Annotated in this window: 17 protein-coding genes; 15 read left to right on the plus strand and 2 right to left on the minus strand. The window is 44.0% G+C overall.

Annotated elements, in window-relative coordinates; genetic code table 11:
- Positions 1-855: a VOC family protein gene (locus C9414_RS00760; RefSeq protein ID WP_047202941.1), complete on the minus strand. Its 855-nt coding sequence runs from the start codon at positions 853-855 to the stop codon at positions 1-3.
- Between the two features lie 177 nt (positions 856-1,032).
- Here C9414_RS00760 and C9414_RS00765 point away from each other — a divergent pair, with 177 nt between their 5' ends.
- From C9414_RS00765 to cydC, 15 genes are all read left to right on the plus strand, one after another.
- Positions 1,033-1,365, plus strand: coding sequence for a winged helix-turn-helix transcriptional regulator (locus C9414_RS00765; RefSeq protein ID WP_047202942.1), 333 nt, complete (start codon positions 1,033-1,035; stop codon positions 1,363-1,365).
- A gap of 370 nt (positions 1,366-1,735) precedes the next feature.
- Positions 1,736-2,194, plus strand: coding sequence for an NEAT domain-containing protein (locus tag C9414_RS00770; protein WP_047202943.1), 459 nt, complete (start codon positions 1,736-1,738; stop codon positions 2,192-2,194).
- Positions 2,195-2,214: 20 nt separating this feature from the next.
- Complete coding sequence (gene isdC / locus C9414_RS00775) at positions 2,215-2,871, plus strand: heme uptake protein IsdC (protein WP_047202944.1); 657 nt, start codon at positions 2,215-2,217, stop codon at positions 2,869-2,871.
- A gap of 19 nt (positions 2,872-2,890) precedes the next feature.
- Positions 2,891-4,747 (plus strand): NEAT domain-containing protein, encoded by a 1,857-nt coding sequence (locus tag C9414_RS00780; protein ID WP_107162851.1) that lies wholly within the window; start codon positions 2,891-2,893, stop codon positions 4,745-4,747.
- Between the two features lie 76 nt (positions 4,748-4,823).
- Positions 4,824-5,711 carry a heme ABC transporter substrate-binding protein IsdE gene (gene isdE / locus C9414_RS00785; protein ID WP_107162852.1) on the plus strand — a complete coding sequence of 296 codons (888 nt, stop codon included), beginning with the start codon at positions 4,824-4,826 and terminating at the stop codon, positions 5,709-5,711.
- 34 nt (positions 5,712-5,745) lie between these two features.
- The gene (locus tag C9414_RS00790; protein ID WP_107162853.1) at positions 5,746-6,732 is read left to right on the plus strand and encodes a FecCD family ABC transporter permease; all 987 of its coding nucleotides are present in this window, start codon (positions 5,746-5,748) and stop codon (positions 6,730-6,732) included.
- Positions 6,719-7,489 (plus strand): ABC transporter ATP-binding protein, encoded by a 771-nt coding sequence (locus tag C9414_RS00795; protein WP_041087616.1) that lies wholly within the window; start codon positions 6,719-6,721, stop codon positions 7,487-7,489. The genes C9414_RS00790 and C9414_RS00795 overlap by 14 nt, the downstream gene beginning before the upstream one ends.
- 26 nt (positions 7,490-7,515) lie before the next feature.
- Positions 7,516-8,265: a class B sortase gene (srtB, locus tag C9414_RS00800; RefSeq protein WP_107162854.1), complete on the plus strand. Its 750-nt coding sequence runs from the start codon at positions 7,516-7,518 to the stop codon at positions 8,263-8,265.
- An 18-nt stretch (positions 8,266-8,283) separates the two neighbouring features.
- Positions 8,284-9,222, plus strand: a complete 939-nt coding sequence (locus tag C9414_RS00805) for an ABC transporter substrate-binding protein (RefSeq protein WP_047202948.1) — start codon at positions 8,284-8,286, stop codon at positions 9,220-9,222.
- Positions 9,219-10,232, plus strand: a complete 1,014-nt coding sequence (locus C9414_RS00810) for a FecCD family ABC transporter permease (RefSeq protein WP_047202949.1) — start codon at positions 9,219-9,221, stop codon at positions 10,230-10,232. Before C9414_RS00805 ends, C9414_RS00810 begins: the two co-directional genes overlap by 4 nt.
- 7 nt (positions 10,233-10,239) lie before the next feature.
- On the plus strand, positions 10,240-11,355 hold the full coding sequence (gene isdG, locus C9414_RS20600) for a heme oxygenase (RefSeq protein ID WP_269773774.1): 1,116 nt from the start codon (positions 10,240-10,242) through the stop codon (positions 11,353-11,355).
- Positions 11,356-11,678: 323 nt separating this feature from the next.
- Positions 11,679-13,094, plus strand: coding sequence for a cytochrome ubiquinol oxidase subunit I (locus C9414_RS00820; RefSeq protein ID WP_039182485.1), 1,416 nt, complete (start codon positions 11,679-11,681; stop codon positions 13,092-13,094).
- Positions 13,081-14,097 (plus strand): cytochrome d ubiquinol oxidase subunit II, encoded by a 1,017-nt coding sequence (gene cydB / locus C9414_RS00825; protein ID WP_047202951.1) that lies wholly within the window; start codon positions 13,081-13,083, stop codon positions 14,095-14,097. The genes C9414_RS00820 and cydB overlap by 14 nt, the downstream gene beginning before the upstream one ends.
- Positions 14,097-15,833, plus strand: a complete 1,737-nt coding sequence (gene cydD, locus C9414_RS00830; protein WP_107162856.1) for a thiol reductant ABC exporter subunit CydD — start codon at positions 14,097-14,099, stop codon at positions 15,831-15,833. Before cydB ends, cydD begins: the two co-directional genes overlap by 1 nt.
- Entirely contained in the window at positions 15,823-17,556 is a 1,734-nt protein-coding gene (gene cydC / locus C9414_RS00835) for a thiol reductant ABC exporter subunit CydC (RefSeq protein WP_107162857.1), read from the plus strand. The genes cydD and cydC overlap by 11 nt, the downstream gene beginning before the upstream one ends.
- A gap of 53 nt (positions 17,557-17,609) precedes the next feature.
- On the opposite strand, the gene C9414_RS00840 is transcribed toward cydC, so the two are convergent.
- Complete coding sequence (locus C9414_RS00840; protein WP_414428762.1) at positions 17,610-18,620, minus strand: pectate lyase family protein; 1,011 nt, start codon at positions 18,618-18,620, stop codon at positions 17,610-17,612.
- Between the last annotated feature and the right edge of the window lie 42 nt (positions 18,621-18,662).

The following is an 18,662-nucleotide window of genomic DNA, read 5'->3' on the forward strand; positions in this document are numbered from 1 at the left end:
TTAGTCTGTTTCTTCAATCTGTAAACGAACGAGAACGCCAAATGGATCAACAAATTCGCTGCTTTTTCCTGTCGTGTTGACTTGAGTGCCTGCTTTTGTCAGACGTTCGACGACGGATTGTCTGTCTGCTTCTTCTGGGAAAACCAGTGTATAGCTTCTAATTCCTGAAAAACGTGGATCAATGGCTCCTTTTCGTCCGCGTCCCCATGCATTAAAGGCAAGGTGGTGGTGGTACACACCAGCGGCGATAAATACGCTTGCTGGTGGAGCCATTCGGATATGAAAACCGAGCGTATTGACATAAAATGAATCCGCTTCTTCTGGGTTGAGATGGAAATGCAAGTGTCCCATCACTGTACCGGCAGGGAGTCCTTCCCATGTGGTATCAGCAGCTTCTTGCAGGAGTCCATCTCCATCAAGCGGTGCATTTCCGCCACCTTTCAGTTCTCCATGCTCACCGACCCAAATGTCCTGAGGACGGTCAGCATAAATTTCTACGCCAATGCCGTCAGGATCACTTAAATAAATGGCTTCACTGAAAAAGTGATCGCTTGCTCCAATTAAAGGATAGCCTTTTTTGATTACATGTGCCAGCCATGTGCCCAGGTTTTTTCTGGTAGGTAATAAAACAGCAAAATGATAAAGTCCTGGCTCATGATCAGGCTTTTCTTTCAGTTGTGCATCTTCTTTTAACAAAAGAATCGGTTCCTTTGCATTGCTGCCAAGTGTCACCGTGGAATCTGTCTTTTCTAATATAGAAAATCCTAAAATGTCTGTATAAAAAGGTAAAGAACGATCAAAGCTGGACACATGTAATTCTGTTACACCCAGCCTTAGCTGCTCAATTGTCTTCAAGCTCGGTCATCTCCTTCATGATATATGCATCGGCATGTTCAAATGTTTTTGAAAATCTATAAAAAATGAATACCTTGTTACTTTTAGTAAATAAACTATATAATAGTTAGTGACTTATTTCAAGTAATTAATTGTGTTATAATAAAAAAAAGAGAAAAAAGCAGGAGGGAGTAAGATATGGCTCAAGTAGATGGCTGTCCAATTACAGATGCCATGGAGATTCTAGGCAAGAAGTGGGTCATTCTCATCATCAATCAGCTTCTGACAGGGCCTAAGCGTTTTTGTCAGCTTGAAAATGAAATGAACATCAGCGGAAGATTACTATCAGAAAGGCTGAAGGATTTAGAAGCTGAGGGACTTGTTGAGAAAAAAGTATACCCCGATATTCCAGTACGGATTGAATACGAATTAACAGTTCAAGGGAAGAAAATTGAACCGATTATTCGTGAAATGTATGCTTGGTCTTTAGATCGTAAACACAGCAAAATAGAGGAACATGTTTCATCTTAATCCATTTCGATCAGTGTGTCTGATCGAAATTTTTTTGTGTGATTTTCCAGAAAACTAAGACAATAGTATGAAAAATGATGTTGACAATCATTTCATGCATTATATAATATCAAGGAGAAGAGGGTTCTTTTCCCTGTAATGGAATGGAGGTTATGCCATGGTATTATAAATGGGACAGATTGCCTAAAACTCGTATCAATCCATCATTTAGAAGCAGACATCTTTGACTTTTAGGAAGCAAAGATTTATTTTTTTAACTCAATTGATAATGATTATCATAATCATCTATAAGTGTGTTCCAGCACTTGTGAAGGTTATTTTTTTTATTATCTATTGAGAATAATTATCAATATCATTTAGGAGGGTTCACATGAAAGTCATTCGTTCAACATCACCCGTATTATTATTCCTTAGTTTTGTTCTATTATTTGCTCTAGCTCCTGTTAGCTCGGCCTCAGCAGCTGGCTTAGCAGATGGTCAATATTCAGCGCAATATGTGGTATGGAAGGCTGATAGCGATTCGACTTCAACAGCGAATACGTATTTTGAAAAACCAGCTAAGCTTGTCGTAAAGGATGGAAAAATCAAAGCGCAAGTCACGTTAAACAATAGCTCTTGGATCACAAGCTTTAAAACGCTTGATCAAGGTGTCTACAAAGATGCGAAAGTGATCAGTACCAATACAGCTGCGAATAAAAGAACGGTAGAATTCAATGTGAACAGCCTGACTGAGGTCTTACCAGCAAAAGTGAGTGTGACTGTACCGGTCATCGGATATACAGGTAATTACGACATTCGTCTTAAATTTGATGCGGCATCTGTTCAATAGAAAGGGAGGAAATTCGCTTGATGAAAAAATGGATGAGGCTGCCAGCCTTCATGGCCGCTTTTTTACTGGCACTTCTACTGCCTTTTTCAAACGCACAGGCTGCCACGTTAAAGGATGGTACATATTCCGTCAATTATACTGTGCTGAAAGCTGAAGGAAATGCGGTATCAATGGCAAATGACTACTGGCTGAAGCCGGCAAAAGTGATTGCGAAAAATGGGAAGCTGACTGTGCAAATGACGATTAAAAATAGCAGCTGGGTAACGGAATTTAAAGTGCCTGGAAATGGCGGCTATGTCGACACAACTGTTCTCTCAACGAATAAAAAAGCGAATACAAGACTCGTTCAGTTCCAAGCTCAGAGCCTGTCTAAACCGATCAAGTCAAAAATTCACGTCACTGTAAAATCTGCTGATTATGATCATGATTACACCATTCAGCTGAAATTTGATGAAAGCAGTATGAAATCGCTATCGTCTAACAGTGCAAATAAATCAACGGGTGCACAAGAAAGTCAGCAGCCATCAAAAGAATCAACAAACAAAGCTGATACATCCACAACGAAACAACAAGAAGAGAACCCTCAAACTGGTGATACAAGCCAGGTAGGATGGCTCCTTGTGCTTGTCTTATGTTCAGGCGGGTTTTTAGCAAGAAAGTGGATCATCAAGCAATAACGGAAGGAAGTGTCACCATTTGAAACGTCTTTTTCATCTAAAGGCAGCCATTCTGCTTGTTTTATTCAGTTTGTTGACTGCGTTTCAGATTCCTCAAGGAACAGCTCAAGCGGCTTCATTCGTTGATGGGGAATACACAGTCGGATTCACCATTTTAAAAGATGGTACCTCAGAAGCGTCTATGATGGATACCTATACAGAAAAGCCAGCTAAGTTGATTGTGGAAAATGGCAAGACAACAGCTTATGTCACACTGAAGCAAAGCAAAGAAATTACAGACTTCAAGGTTGAACAAAATGGTGCGCTCGTCACCACTGAAACAGTCAGTGAGGATGAAACAGCCAATACACGTGTGATCAAATTTGACGTACCCGACTTATCAGCAAAATTAAACGGCTGGGTGAAGATTTACTGGGATTTAGGCGGCTTTATTTATGACGAAGCATATGACGTACAGCTTGCATTCGATCAAAGCAGCTTAACACTCGTTACGCCTGCAAAACCAGACGATAACGAAACAAAACCAGATGATCAAAACGGTACAAAGCCAGACGACAATGAAACTAAACCGGATGACCAAAACGGTACAAAACCAGACGATAACGAAACAAAACCGGATGATCAAAACGGTACAAAGCCAGATGACAATGAAACTAAACCGGATGACCAAAATGGCACAAAACCAGACGATCAACCGACAACACCAGGCAATAACAATGGCACAAAGCCAGATGATTCTGCGCAAAATCAATTAAAAGATGGCGTATATCGTATCAATTACAGTGTGCTAAAAGGGGATACGGATGAAGCATCTCGAATGAATCAATACTTCTCACATCCCGCAACCTTAACTGTCAAAAATGGAAAGCAGACCATTTCCTTTACAGTGAAGGATCATAAGTCTGTCGCTTCTTTGAAAACAGAGAAAAACGGTTCTTATCAAGAAGCAAAGACAGTGAGCACAGATGAAGCGAAGAATACAAGAGTGGTTTCATTTGATGCTGCTGATTTGAAAAAAGCGGTGAAAGGAAAAGTACACATTGTAGTAGCAGCCGCTAACTATGACCAAACCTACGATATTCGTTTTCAATTTGACTCAAAGAGTATCGCTCCAGTGAAGGACGGGCAGGTGGTAGAGGAAGAAACACCAGCTACACCAGAAACGCCAAAACCAAATACACCATCACCAGAAACAAATAACAGCGGAGCTGATCAAGAGACTACTCAGCTAAAAGATGGTGTATACAAGCTTCCTTTCTCAATGAAGAAAGCAGACAAGGATGAGCTTTCCCGCATGAACGATTACGTCGTGAGCCCTGCGACACTGGTTGTGAAAAATGGCCGCCATTTCGTTTCATATAAAGTGAAAAACAGCTCAGCCATCACGTCATTCCAAGTAGGAACAGGCGGAAAATTTGAAGAGACACTTGTCGCGAAAACAGATCAAAAAGCAGATACACGTGTCATTCAATATGAAGCAAAAAGTTTAAGCAGTGCTCAGGCTGCACGCGTAAAAATTGATATTCCAGCTGCGAACTATCATGAGCAGTACGATGTCAAACTTGTCTATGACACAAAAGGAATCGCTCTCGGTGAGGGAAGCGGAATTTCAACGGTCATTGGAGACGATGAGAGTATCGGATTTATCAAAAATCCAAATGATCACGATTCTCAAAAAACTCAACTTGAGAATGTAGCACCAGAGGAAACGGGTGCGGAGCAGATGACATTTACGCCATCAGATGATCAAACCAAATCTGAGTCTGGACAGCTGAATCCGAAAACGGGAGATGCCTCTCTTCTTTGGGTGTATATTCTTTTATTCGGCGGTTCGTTATTCGTACTCGTCAGAAAATATCAAACACGGACAAGATAGTTCGTTTTATTTTAAGTGAGATGCGCCTTTTACCTCGGCGCATCCACTCTCTTTTTTCGAAAGGAGGCTTCTGTTTTTGAAGCATCGAATGTTATGTACCTTGATCGCTGCCTTCAGTGTGTGCATGATCTTATCGGGCTGCTCACAGTCAGCTGAAAGCTCAGCAAAAGGCAAAAAAAGCGCTGAATCAAGTGAGCGTATTGTAGCAACGACTGTAGCTGCTGCGGAGATCATGGATGCTTTAGAGGTGGATCTTGTCGGGGTGCCAACAAGTCAAAAATCCTTGCCAGCTCGTTACAAAGGACTGCTAGAAGTCGGCAATCCCATGAGCCCGGACATGGAAATCATCCAATCACTTCAACCGACAGATGTCCTGTCTGTCACAACCCTTCAATATGATTTAGAGAAACCCTTTCAGCAAGCAGGTGTCCCTGCCACATACTTAAATCTCGAGAGTATGGCCAACATGGAGAAGGCCATCACGAAGCTTGGGGATAAGTATGACAGGAAGAAGCAGGCTGAGCGCATTGTGTCTGCGTTTGAGCAAAAAAAGAAAGACATACAAGAGAAGGCAAAAGGAAAACGCAAGCCGTCCGTTCTGATTTTGCTTGGTGTGCCAGGAAGTTATTTGGTGGCGACAGAAAATTCATATATTGGTGATCTTGTACGTATCGCAGGAGGAAAGAACATTGTGGAAGGCGAGAAAATGGAGTATTTGGAATCCAATACGGAGTATTTACAAAAAGCCAATCCAGATATCATTCTCCGAGCCGCACATGGGATGCCGGATGAAGTCGTCAAAATGTTTGATCAAGAATTTAAAACAAATGACATCTGGAAACATTTTAATGCGGTCAAACAAGACCGGGTGTATGACCTCGAAGAAAGCTTATTCGGGACAACAGGCAATTTAAAGGCAGCAGAGGCATTAGATGAATTGACTCGTATGTTGTATCCGTCATAAGTTTGCGAATCTTAATGATAAAAGGACGTTCAAGATGAAAAAAACAGGATTTTTATTTCTGATAGTCAGTCTCTTACTGATCTGCGTGTTTATTTATTCAGCCATTACTGGGAGCATTCATGTGACCCCAATTGAATTATTAGAAGGGCTCATCACCGGTCAACATGCACAGGTAGAAATCATTAAAGATTTGAGAATCCCCCGCGTGCTCATCGCGATGTTTACAGGGGCCGCCTTATCTGTCTCCGGTGTACTGCTGCAGTCGGTCATGAGGAATCCGTTAGCTGATGCCGGCGTCATTGGGATTTCATCAGGAGCCAGCTTCTTTTCATTAATGGCGATTACAGCGCTTCCTCAATTTTATTTCTACTCACCTTTATTTTCGGTATTAGGCGGGGCGATTGCGTGTTTCCTCGTATACGTTCTATCTTGGAAGGGTGGTTTAAGCCCGATCCGCATGATCTTAGTTGGGATCGCCATCAATGCCATGTTTACTGGAATGGCTGAAGCATTTGTGACCATTTGCAGCTATTTCAATATCACAATTAATCAGTCAGGACAGTCGAATCTCACGATGAAAACGTGGGGAGATGTCCGTTTAATCGGTGTCTATGGTGTCGTCGGTCTTGTCGTTGCACTCTTCTTCAGCAGATGGTGCAATCTCCTGGCCCTTCAAGACAAGACAGCGAAAAACTTAGGCTTGCGTGTGACCAGAATGCGCCTTTTGATTTCCATCACAGCCGTTTTACTTGCGGCAGTGACAGCTGCAGTAGCGGGCGTGATAGCCTTTGTCGGCTTGCTCATTCCGCACATTTCAAGAAGGCTTGTCGGCTCGGATCACCGAGTACTGATTCCATTTTCTGCGTTAAGCGGGGCTTTGCTTATTTTGACGGCTGATACGCTTGGCAGGACGCTTGTGGCGCCAAATGAGATTCCTGCTTCTACGATCATGGCCGTGATTGGCGGGCCGTTTCTGATCTTTTTATTAAGAAGGGGGGACCGTCTCCATGGACATTCGTGAGGTGTCATTCTCATATGACCAGCAGAAGGACATCGTTCAATCGGTCACAACACAGATTGAAAAGGGGAAAATCACAACCATTATCGGTCCAAATGGATCGGGAAAATCCACACTGCTTTCCTTAATGGCAAATAATCATTGTCCAAATAAAGGGCAGATTCACTTAGACGGGCAAGCGCTGAATGCGTTCAAGCCAAAGGAGCTGGCAAAAAAGCTGGCTGTCGTCCATCAGCAAAATGAAGCACCTCTTGATTTAACGATCGAACGGGTCGTGGCATTCGGCAGAACGCCGTACCAGACAATGCGCGGAGGAGACAAGGAAGAGGATGAGAGAGCGATAGAGTGGGCACTGTCCAGTACAAAGCTAACGGACAAACGAAAGGTGCCGCTCGCCTCACTGTCAGGTGGAGAGCGTCAGCGTGTATGGATTGCGATGGCACTTGCGCAAAAAACACCGATCCTTTTCTTAGATGAACCGACAACTTATTTGGATATCTACTATCAATTTGACATTCTTGAGCTGATTCGTGAGCTGAATGCCATGCACGGATTAACCATTGTCATGGTGCTCCACGATATGAATCAGGCTGTCCGCTACAGCGATATCATCATAGCGATGAAGGATGGACAGATTATCAGCGAAGGACAGCCAAACGATGTGTTAACAGAAGAGAACGTACGGCACATTTATGATGTGTCCGTCACGATTCGACAGGATGCAGAAACAGGGATGTACATCGTGCCTGTTGGTATATAAGCTGGGCAAAAAGCAGGTGAGACAGTGTGAAACGAGGAAAACGGCTTTGGCAACGGATGCTGACGATCGTTTGTTTAGGAGTATTGATTTATAGCGGAACAGCCATCGGCTTCGAACTTTTCGGTTATTATCAAAATCGACAGGTGCTTGCAAAGGCCCAGACGATGTATGGACATGAAGAAATGAATGAAAAACGGGAGTCGGGAAAGATCCGTTCGTCATTTGATGAGCTGCGGAAGGTGAATGAGGACATTGTCGGCTGGATCAATATGGAGGATACGATGATTCAGTATCCGATCGTTCAATCTCGCGATAATGCGTTCTACTTGACTCGTAATTATTTAAAAAACGACACCCGGGCAGGCAGTATCTTTATGGATTATCGTAATGATGTCCTGCATGAAAGCCCAAATACAGTGGTGTACGGCCATCGGATGAGGGATGGATCCATGTTTGCTGGACTCACAAACTATCTAAAAAAAGATTTCTTTAATGAGCACCGGACATTTCAGTACGATACGCTGTATCAAAGCTATGAAGCGGAGATTTTTGCCGTGTATGAAACGACGGTTGACTTCGATTATATTCAAACCGATTTTCAGGATCTTGGCGAATATGCCCATTACTTGCAAGCTGTGCGGAATAAATCAATCTATCAAACGAAGACAGACGTGTCCACAGATGACCTCATCCTCACCTTATCGACCTGTGATCATGTGCTTGCACCTAAAAACGGGCGTCTCGTGGTACAGGCAAAGCTAAAGAAAGTTTACTAGAAAAGGAGAGACAGACGGTTGAAATTTTCACATGTGATCTTGGCGGGACTCGTCTTGATGCTTCTCCTCGGCGGATGCAGTCAGGCAGCACCTGTAGAGAAAGAAAGCGCGGCAGGAGCGCTGAAGATAAAGGATTTTACCGGAAGAACGCTGTCATTTGATGAATCACCTCAGCGTATTGTCGCCTTATCGACCGGGGACTTGAGCATTCTATATGCTTTAGGCGGTGAGGTGGTCGGCAGGCCAACTGCCGAGTTACCAGACAGCTTACAAAAGGCAAAGTCCGTACAAACGATTGGCACAACGCATCAATTTGATGTAGAGCTGATCACAAGCCTACAACCTGATGTTGTGCTTGGAAATGAACAATTAAACAGCAAGGACATCTCGACAATAGAAGGAATTGGTTCACAGCTTCTTTTGACAAGCGCCAATTCAGTGAAGGACATCCAGCGCCAAATTTCGTTATTTGGGGAGTTGCTTGGGAAGCAGCAAAAGGCTAAAGCACTCAATGATCAAATTGATGAGCGGAAAAAGCAGGTCAAGCAGCCTAAGAAAAAAGTAAAAACACTCGTTGTGTACGGTGCACCCGGCACATATATGGCGGCGCTTCCTCAATCCTTAAGCGGAGATTTATTGCATATCGCCGGGGGTGCAAACATTGCTGAGAATGAACCGGCACTCGAAAAATTCCCTCAATACGCCCAAATCAATGCAGAAATGGTGATCGAAGCCGATCCTGATCTCATTCTGCTCATGACACACAGCAATCCTGAAGATGTGAAAGCGGGCTTTATGAGTGAAATGAAACAAAATGCAGCATGGCACGACGTATCAGCTGTCAAAAATGGTCGCGTGGAGATTTTGCCTAGTGATTTATTCGGGACGAATCCAGGCGCAGACGTCATCAAGGCGATTGATGAACTAGAAAAGAGATTGAAGCGATTGTCATCATGAAGGTGAATGCAGAGTTAGATTTTCAAAAAAGACAGTCGAGACGAAGGTGGCTGATACCAGGACTGCTTCTTTCGCTAGGTGTGGGCATATGTCTAGGGCTTGCATTAGGTTCTGTTCAATTATCGCTGCCAGATTTGATCGCTGCTTTGACGGGATCAGGCCAGCCTGTCCATGAAAAGATCGTCATGGATTTACGCCTGCCGCGCGTTCTCATAGGCTTCATCGTCGGGGCCTGTCTCGCAGCATCAGGAGCGATTTTACAAGGAGTCGTCCGAAATCCACTCGCTGATCCCGGCATCATCGGTGTGACCGCCGGCGGTGGGTTAGCTGCTGTACTCAGCATGATTGTGTTCCCACAATTCACATATCTGCTTCCAGCGGCTGCCTTTCTTGGCGCTTTATTAGCGGCACTCGTTGTGTATATCCTGTCGTTTGACCAAGGGGTTTCGCCACTGAAATTGATTCTGGCGGGAGTGGCAGTCAATGCCCTGCTTGGTGCGGTCATGAATGGGTTGATGGTGCTTTATAGTGAGCGTGTGCAGGCTGTTCTGCCTTTTTTATCAGGAGGATTAAATGGACGGAGCTGGCATCATCTGAGCTTTGTGTCACCCTATGCGCTTGCCGGTTTGTGTCTTTGTTTTTTTGCGATCAAGCCCGCAAATCTTCTTTTACTTGGTGATGAGTCAGCGCAGCTGCTCGGCCTTAGAGTCGAGCGAACCCGTTTTTTCTTAATTGCACTGGCGGCGCTTTTGGCGGGTGCAGCGGTAAGCGTGAGCGGTTTAATTGGATTTGTCGGTCTTGTCGTTCCTCATTTTATCCGCCTTTTAATTGGAGATGACTACCGGTACCTGCTTCCGATCTCCATGCTGGGCGGCGGCGTACTTGTGGTCTTTGCTGATACAGCAGCACGGGTATGGTTTACACCGGTTGAACTGCCTGTTGGTATTCTGCTTGCCTGTATTGGTGCACCTTTCTTCCTCTATTTATTAAAAAAGAAAGGGAGGGGTTAAGTTGGATGTGATTGCGATGGATGACGTGAGCCTCAGTCAAGGAGGCTTTCGGCTGTCGTCTATTTCAGCAGCTGTGCCTAAAGGGAGTGTAACAGGAATTATTGGACCGAATGGGTCAGGGAAGTCGACGTTTATTAAAGCGGCAGCACGCCTTACGTCGATTGAAAGCGGCATGATTTATATTCACGATATCCCGCAAAAAGAAATGACAGCGCAGGAGATTGCACAGGAAATCGCCGTTCTGATGCAGACGAGAAATGCCATCCCATCGATGACAGTACGTGAGCTGGTTGCACTTGGACGCAGTCCGCATCGTTCGATCTGGAAAAAGAGCTCGCAGACAGATCAGGAAGCGATAGAGTGGGCGCTTGATGTGACAAATAGCCGCGTGAATGAAAACAGGATGCTGCATACATTGTCAGGCGGAGAAAGGCAGAAGGCGTATATTGCAATGGCACTGGCTCAGAAAACAGAGACGATTATTCTGGATGAGCCTACCACTTACTTAGATATTGCGCACCAGCTTGATTTACTAGAGCTGCTCAAACAGCTGAATGAAACGCATGGGATCACCATTTTAATGGTTCTTCATGACCTGCAGCAGGCAGCAAAATATTGTGACCGCCTGATTGCGATGAAGCGTGGTCAGGTTTACCAAATAGGGACACCAAACGAAGTATTAACAGAAAACTTTTTCAAAGAAGTCTTTGGGATTCAGGCAGAGGTTCACTTAGATGGAGAGCATCCGCTCATTATCCCAATCGCTTCGATCCAACAACAAAAGGGAGATGAATCAAACATGATCATTGTAAACAACCAGGTTAGAGTAGAAAAAGGCAGTGCAGACCACCTTGTCAAGCGTTTTAACAAGCAGGGACAAGTAGAATTCATGGAAGGATTTTTAGGCATGGAAGTCTGGGTCACACAGCAGACAACCGATTACGATGAAGTGACTATTCATACCCGCTGGAATCGAAAAGAAGATTTTGTGAACTGGACAAAATCTCAGGCATTTGGAGATGCACACGCTCATGGAAAAGCGAAACCTGAAGGACTATTAAAAAACAAAATTACGTATTATGAAGTGCAAGTCACAAGACCTGCATTACAGAAAAAAGCCTAAAAAAGAAACACAGCGCTGCGGTCCACATGCAGCGCTCTTTTTTTTGCGGTTTTTTATTTTCCGTCACATATTGTTGACAAAGTATTCAAATAACTGACACAATACCATCCAATTTTTAGGTAAAATTTACTTTATTTTTGAAGCGTATGGGTGTAAAGTACAGGTATAAATAACTAACCGAATGAAAATCAAGAGTAAAATTTCACCGAGTGAACCATTTCAAATGGACTTTTATTTGTGAAACATTGAACAAATAGTGAACATTTTGTGAAATGGTGAGCATGAATCGTTCGGCATGTGAAAGTAAGGGAGGATGTAAGGCTGTGAGTGAGCTGTTTTTAGCAAGATTTCAATTTGCTTCAACGACATTATTTCATTTTATTTTTGTTCCTATGTCAATAGGTTTGGTGTTTATCGTCGCATTGATGCAGACCCTTTATGTCGTCAAGAAAAAAGACATCTATAAAAAGATGGCGAAGTTTTGGGGTCACCTGTTCTTACTTAACTTTGCAGTAGGTGTGGTAACAGGGATTCTGCAGGAATTCCAGTTTGGGATGAACTGGTCAGATTATTCAAGGTTTGTCGGTGATGTCTTTGGTGCACCGCTTGCCATTGAAGCGCTTTTGGCCTTTTTCCTTGAATCTACATTTATTGGACTTTGGATATTCGGCTGGGATCGTCTGCCGAAGAAAATTCATTTATTGTGCATTTGGCTTGTTTCCCTTGGTACGATCTTTTCGGCGTTTTGGATTTTACTCGCCAACTCATTTATGCAGGAGCCAGTTGGATTTGCCATTAAAAATGGCCGTGCAGAAATGAATGATTTTGGCGCTCTTGTGACGAACCCGCAGCTTTGGGTTGAGTTCCCGCACGTTCTGTTTGGTGCACTGGCAACAGGAGCTTTCTTTATTGCAGGAGTTAGTGCCTATAAAATGATTAAAAAACAAGAAATCGCCTTTTTCAAAAAGTCATTCCAGATTGCGATGGTCCTCGCTTTAATTTCTGGCTTAGGTGTGGCGTTCTCTGGACATGATCAAGCGAAGCATTTAATGAAATCACAGCCAATGAAAATGGCAGCAAGTGAAGCCCTTTGGAAGGATAGTGGAGATCCAGCGGCTTGGACACTATTTGCCAACATTGACACAGATAAAAAAGAAAACTCTGCGGAGATCAATATTCCGTTTGCCTTAAGTTATTTGGCTTATTCGAAGTTCAGTGGAGACGTTCCAGGTATGCTGACACTTCAAAAAGAATATGAAGCCAAGTTTGGTCCCGGGGACTATATTCCGCCAGTGAAAACAACATTCTGGAGCTTTAGAATCATGGTCGGTGCAGGAATGCTGATGATTTTTGCTAGTATGATTGGCTTGTACTTAAGCTTTAGAAAGAAACTCGAAACAAACAAATGGTATTTACGCTTCATGGTATGGATGATTGCGTTCCCGTTTATTGCGAACTCAGCCGGTTGGATCATGACTGAGATCGGGCGTCAGCCGTGGACCGTCTTTGGCATGATGACGACGGCTCAATCGATTTCACCGAACGTATCGTATGGCATGCTGTTATTCTCAGTCATTAGCTTTACGGCGATGTATCTGATTCTTGCTATTGTGCTCGCTTACTTATTCATTCGAGAAATTAAAAAAGGTGCACATTCTGAAGAAGATACAGATCAAAAGGATGAAACGGACCTGTCTACAGATCCATTTGATGGAGGCGCATATCATGGCATATCTTAACGAGATTTGGTTTATTCTTGTCGCAGTATTGTTTGTTGGATTTTTCTTCTTAGAAGGATTTGATTTTGGTGTCGGGATGTCCATGCAGCTGCTTGGAAAGGACGCGCACGAGCGCCGCATTTTAATCAATACGATTGGTCCTTTCTGGGATGCGAATGAGGTCTGGCTGATTACAGCTGGCGGCGCTATTTTCGCTGCATTTCCTAACTGGTATGCCACGATGTTCAGCGGATACTATATTCCGTTTGCGGTTCTCCTCTTAGCGCTCATTGGGCGCGGGGTCGCCTTTGAATTCCGAGGGAAGGTTGAGAAAGCCTCTTGGATCAAGGTGTGGGACTGGGTCATCTTCTTTGGCAGTCTGCTTCCGCCATTTTTACTAGGTGTATTATTCACGAGTATTTTACGCGGGATGCCAATTGATCAAGACATGAACATGTACGCTGGTTTTACGGACTTTGTGAATCTTTATTCAGTGATCGGCGGGGTAGCTGTGACAGTTCTTTGCCTGCTGCATGGCTTGATTTTCGTCACACTTCGTACAGAGGGTGACTTAAGAGATCGTGCAAGAAAACTAGGTCAGCGTGTCCTGCTCATTGCACTCCCTGTTCTTGTCATCTTTGTCGGTGTGTCCATCATTGAAACAGATATTTATACCGTACGCCCGATCATCACCATTCCGTTAACTGTGCTGATTGTGGCTTGTTATATAGCTGCTCTTGTTTTGATGAGAAAAGAACGTGATGGCTGGACATTCTTATTCACAGGCGCAGGCATCATGGTGACGGTGTCCATGCTGTTCACTGCATTGTTCCCGCGCGTCATGATTAGTTCAATCAGCCATTCATTTGATCTCACGATTCAAAACGCTGCATCTGGATCTTATTCACTGACGGTCATGACGATTGTGGCCATTTCTTTGCTGCCCTTTGTGCTTGGGTATCAAATTTGGAGCTATTACGTCTTCCGTAAACGTGTAAGCGGTAAGGAGCCAATGACCTACTAATGGATAAACGTTTGCTTCAACTAAAAGGAATGAGAGGGCTTCTTGCCCTCTTAGGTATTGTGTCACTCATCCAAGGAGCAAGTATTATTTTCCAAGCACAGTGGCTGGCACATGCCATTACAACGCTGTTTGACGGGAAAAGCCTCTCGCAGGCAACGCCATATGTCCTGCTGTTTCTTGCTGCCTTTCTTGTGCGGCACGGTCTCACCTTGATTCGGGAGAAGGTTATGTTTACGTACTCTTCCCGAATTGGAGCAGACGTCAGAAAGCAGTTGCTAGACCAACTCTTTCGATTAGGACCTGCCTTCGCAAAGAAAAAGGGGACAGGTAAGCTTGTCACATTAGCAATGGAAGGAATTGCTCAATACCGTCAGTATTTACAGCTGTTTTTGCCGAAAATGGTGAACATGGCAGTGATTCCGGCAATGGTTCTTATCTATGTGTGGACATTAGATGAAACATCGGCCGTCATTTTAATTGTGACGCTGCCTATTTTAATTATTTTTATGATTTTGCTAGGCCTTGTTGCTCAGCGTAAAGCGGCTAAACAATGGAGATCGTATGAGAAATTATCCAATCATTTTACTGACTCTCTCCGCGGCCTTGAGACGCTTCGGTACTTAGGTATCAGCAAAAAACACTCCCGTAATATTGCGGAGGTGTCAAAGCGATATCGAAAAGCGACCATGAGCACACTGAAGGTCGCCTTTCTGTCATCGTTTGCGCTCGATTTCTTTTCCATGCTATCAATTGCGACCGTCGCTGTTTTTCTTGGCTTGCGATTAATTGAAGGAGAGCTTCTCTTATTGCCGGCTTTGACGGCGCTTATGCTGGCGCCAGAGTATTTCCTGCCGGTACGTGAAGTAGGAAATGATTATCATGCGACGTTAAATGGAAAAGAAGCGAATGAAGCTATGCAGGTCATTTTAGAAGAAAAGGGCTTTCGCACGCAGGAGACACAATCTGTGCAGCTGGACAAGTGGGATGAACAATCCGTGCTCACGCTGCAAGATGTTTGTGTCCAGCATGATGAACATGCCCCTTATTCCATTCAGGATGTAGATCTCACTGTCAAAGGGAAGAAAAAAATCGGCATTATTGGTGCCAGTGGTTCAGGGAAATCGACGTTAACCGATGTCCTTGGCGGCTTTGTTGAACCGTCTTCGGGTGAAATCACGCTAAACGGCCAGCCGCTTGTTCATTTACAGATGAAGGAATGGCAAAAGGAAGTTGTCTATATGCCGCAGCACCCCTATTTATTTCACATGACATTAAGAGAAAACATTCGTTTTTATGAACCGAATGCAACAGATGAAGAAGTGGAAAGAGCTGTGCATGAGGCTGGTTTAACTCAGCTTGTCACACAGCTGCCAAATGGCCTGGATGAGGTCATTGGAGAACAGGGAAGAGGGCTAAGCGGCGGACAGGTGCAAAGAATTGCCCTTGCTCGAACTGTGCTGGGCCAGCGGTCGATTATGCTGTTAGATGAACCAACGGCGCATCTCGATATTGAAACAGAGTATGAATTGAAAAAAACAATGCTTCCACTGTTTGAACATAAACTTGTGTTCTTAGCGACACACAGACTCCATTGGATGCCGGACATGGATGAAATCATTGTCATGGATCAAGGAACTGTCGCAGAAATGGGGACACATGAATCATTAATGCAAAGAAAAGGCGTGTATTATCAATTGGTACAGGAGCAAATGGGGGCGGTCACACATGATCAGTAAAGGCTGGTTTATACCTTATATCAAGGAGAATCGAAAGCTGTTTGCCTTGGTTTTATTTTTAGGAGCCATTGCAGTATTCTCTGCTTCTATGCTGATGTACACGTCGGGCTTTCTCATTTCAAAAGCCGCGACAAGACCTGAGAATATACTCATGGTCTACGTCCCAATCGTGGCTGTACGTACCTTTGGTATTTCGCGCTCTGCTGCCCGCTATGCAGAAAGGCTGGCGAGCCATCAACTCATTTTGACAATGATTGAAAAAATGCGTGTGCGTCTGTATGACATGGCTGAACGAAGTGCCAAACAGACAAAGCTGGGGACAGGTGAAATGCTTGGTCTCTTGTCAGATGATGTAGAGAGACTGCAGGATGCCTATTTAAAAACCATCTTTCCATCCATCGGTGCACTGCTTTTATATGCCGCATCCATTGGAGCACTTGGCCTTTTCTCATGGCCTTTTGCTGGACTGATGCTGCTTTATATGGCACTCCTCGTATTCGTTTTCCCATACGTCACAGTGCTTGTGAACCGGGCAAGACAAATTCAAATGAAAAAAGGCAGAAATGAACTGTACAGCCATTTAACAGATGCAGTCATGGGCGTTAGTGACTGGTTGTTCAGCGGCAGGCAGAAAGATTTTGTTGATGGTTATGAACAAAAAGAAGCGCAGCTGTTAGCGCTTGAAGCAGCCAAGCACCGGTTTATCCGTCGGCGCCAATTTTTTGTACAGCTGATCATTGGAGGAGCTGTCGTGCTTGTCGTGTATTGGAGCGGATCGGTTGTTCAGTCAGGATCCATGTCACACACCCTGATTGCAGCCTTTGTACTTGTGCTGTTTCCATTAACAGAAGCCTTTCTTCCGCTGTCAGATGCAGCAGGTGATATCCCTGTCTATCAGCATGCTGTCAGCAGATTACATCATTATGAAAAGCAGTCATATGAAGGAGAAACTGAGAGCGAGGCAGTGAATCAGTCAACCCTTTCTCACGATGAAGCGGTCTGTTTCAATCAAGTGTCCTTTCGGTATGACACGCATCAATATGTACTTCAAGACCTGTCCTTTTCTCTGAAGCAAGGGGAATCACTCGCACTATTAGGAAAAAGCGGTGCAGGCAAATCGACCATTTTAAAATTGTTAGAAGGGGCAGTCGTTCCAAATCAAGGAGCTGTCAGCATTCAAGGAAAACCGGTTCAAAGCATTCAAGAGAAGGTGTCTGCCTATGTGTCTGTGCTCAATCAACAGCCTTATTTATTTGATACGTCTGTTTTAAACAATATCCGTTTAGGATCTCCAGAGGCGACAGAAGAGCAGGTAAAAGAAGCAGCTAGACAAGTGCAACTGCATGATTACATCGAGTCTTTGCCAGAAGGTTATCACACAGGTGTTCAGGAGACAGGGGTTCGATTTTCAGGTGGAGAAAGACAGCGTATGGCATTAGCTCGGATTTTGCTGCAGGATACGCCGGTTGTTGTATTAGATGAACCGACCGTCGGGCTTGATCCACGGACAGAGCGTGAATTGCTTGAAACCATCTTCCGTGTGTTAAAAGGGAAAACAGTTATTTGGATAACCCATCATCTGACTGGCTGTGAGGCGTGTGACCGCATCATGTTTATTGAAGCCGGACGCATTGAGATGCAGGGTCAGCATCAGGATTTACTAAAAGAAAACAAGCGTTATCAAAAACTGTACGAAATGGATCGTCCTTTTTCTACAATATAAATGAAATGACAAGAACGTTCGGACAGGAAATCTCTGCCCGAACGTTTTGTGGTTTAAGGGTTTACTTTACCAACACCTGCATTTGAGATCACTTCTGATTTCACATTGTTCACGTTAAGCAAAGAGTAGTTATAAGGAGGGTTATACGTACCTGTTGAAGATGTTGGCAGACTGCCTGTGCTGTTAATATAAGAGTTGTTGATGACATGCCATGTTCCAACTTGACGGCTGTCCCAGCTTCCAATGGCATTATTGGTGTTTTCAAATACGTTGTGTTCAATTCTCATCTTTGCGCCCATACGTGAGTTAATCGCTGTTGCCAAGATGCCTTTGTAATAGTTGTTATAGACATGTCCTTCCCCGAAGCGCATAGACGGTACACGAGAGTTCAGGTTTTCAAAACGGTTGTTGTGGAACGTAATTTTTCGATTGTAGTTATCGTTATCGGAGCTGCCCATGAGCATTGTTTTCCAGCTGTCATGTACATAGTTCCACGAGAAGGTAATATAGTCAGAGTCATTTTTCACATCAAATAAACCATCGTAGTCATCCTTCCCAGAATTCAATGTGTTGTACAGTTCATTATGGTCGACCCATATGTTTTTAGAACCGCCTTCGATCCCGATCGCATCTTTGTCACCGATTTTGCTGTGGTGGATTTTCAAGTTGCGGATGATGATGTTATTGGCACGCCATACTTTAATACCAATCCCATTAAATTCGCCGTTCGTCCCTTTACCGACGATCGAAACATTATTTGTATCTTTCACATCGATTTTATTGGCTGATGTATTAGAAGGGGTAATCGTCCCGTCTACTACAATTTTCAATTTTTCGTTTGTTCCTTTATTTTTGAGGGCAGCCAATAATTCATTTCCAGTCTTGACTGTGACGGTTTTACCGCCCTCACCGCCTGTTGTGCCGCCATTTAATGTGGAGAAGCCTTGTTGATTAAAGTTGGCCATAATAGAAGGGCTTTCTGGGTATTTGGCTGCTGCCTTTGCCTCCCCGTTTGGTGCAAATAATGAAGTGACGAGACCAACAGCTAATACACCGGCTAACATTGGAACTTTTCTCTTCAAAGTCAACATCTCCATTCTCTATTT

This window comes from Bacillus sp. Nf3, from assembly GCF_003028545.1.
In the GTDB taxonomy this organism is placed as follows: domain Bacteria; phylum Bacillota; class Bacilli; order Bacillales; family Bacillaceae; genus Bacillus; species Bacillus safensis.

Bases quoted from the DNA above. Each gene is read 5' to 3' on its own strand.
- C9414_RS00770 (WP_047202943.1), top strand. From the start codon at position 1,736: ATGAAAGTCATTCGTTCAACATCACCCGTATTATTATTCCTTAGTTTT.
- cydB (WP_047202951.1), top strand. From the start codon at position 13,081: ATGGCATATCTTAACGAGATTTGGTTTATTCTTGTCGCAGTATTGTTT.
- C9414_RS00840 (WP_414428762.1), bottom strand. From the start codon at position 18,620: ATGTTAGCCGGTGTATTAGCTGTTGGTCTCGTCACTTCATTATTTGCA.
- C9414_RS00765 (WP_047202942.1), top strand. From the start codon at position 1,033: ATGGCTCAAGTAGATGGCTGTCCAATTACAGATGCCATGGAGATTCTA.
- cydD (WP_107162856.1), top strand. From the start codon at position 14,097: ATGGATAAACGTTTGCTTCAACTAAAAGGAATGAGAGGGCTTCTTGCC.
- C9414_RS00790 (WP_107162853.1), top strand. From the start codon at position 5,746: ATGAAAAAAACAGGATTTTTATTTCTGATAGTCAGTCTCTTACTGATC.
- isdC (WP_047202944.1), top strand. From the start codon at position 2,215: ATGAAAAAATGGATGAGGCTGCCAGCCTTCATGGCCGCTTTTTTACTG.
- C9414_RS00810 (WP_047202949.1), top strand. From the start codon at position 9,219: ATGAAGGTGAATGCAGAGTTAGATTTTCAAAAAAGACAGTCGAGACGA.
- C9414_RS00795 (WP_041087616.1), top strand. From the start codon at position 6,719: ATGGACATTCGTGAGGTGTCATTCTCATATGACCAGCAGAAGGACATC.
- cydC (WP_107162857.1), top strand. From the start codon at position 15,823: ATGATCAGTAAAGGCTGGTTTATACCTTATATCAAGGAGAATCGAAAG.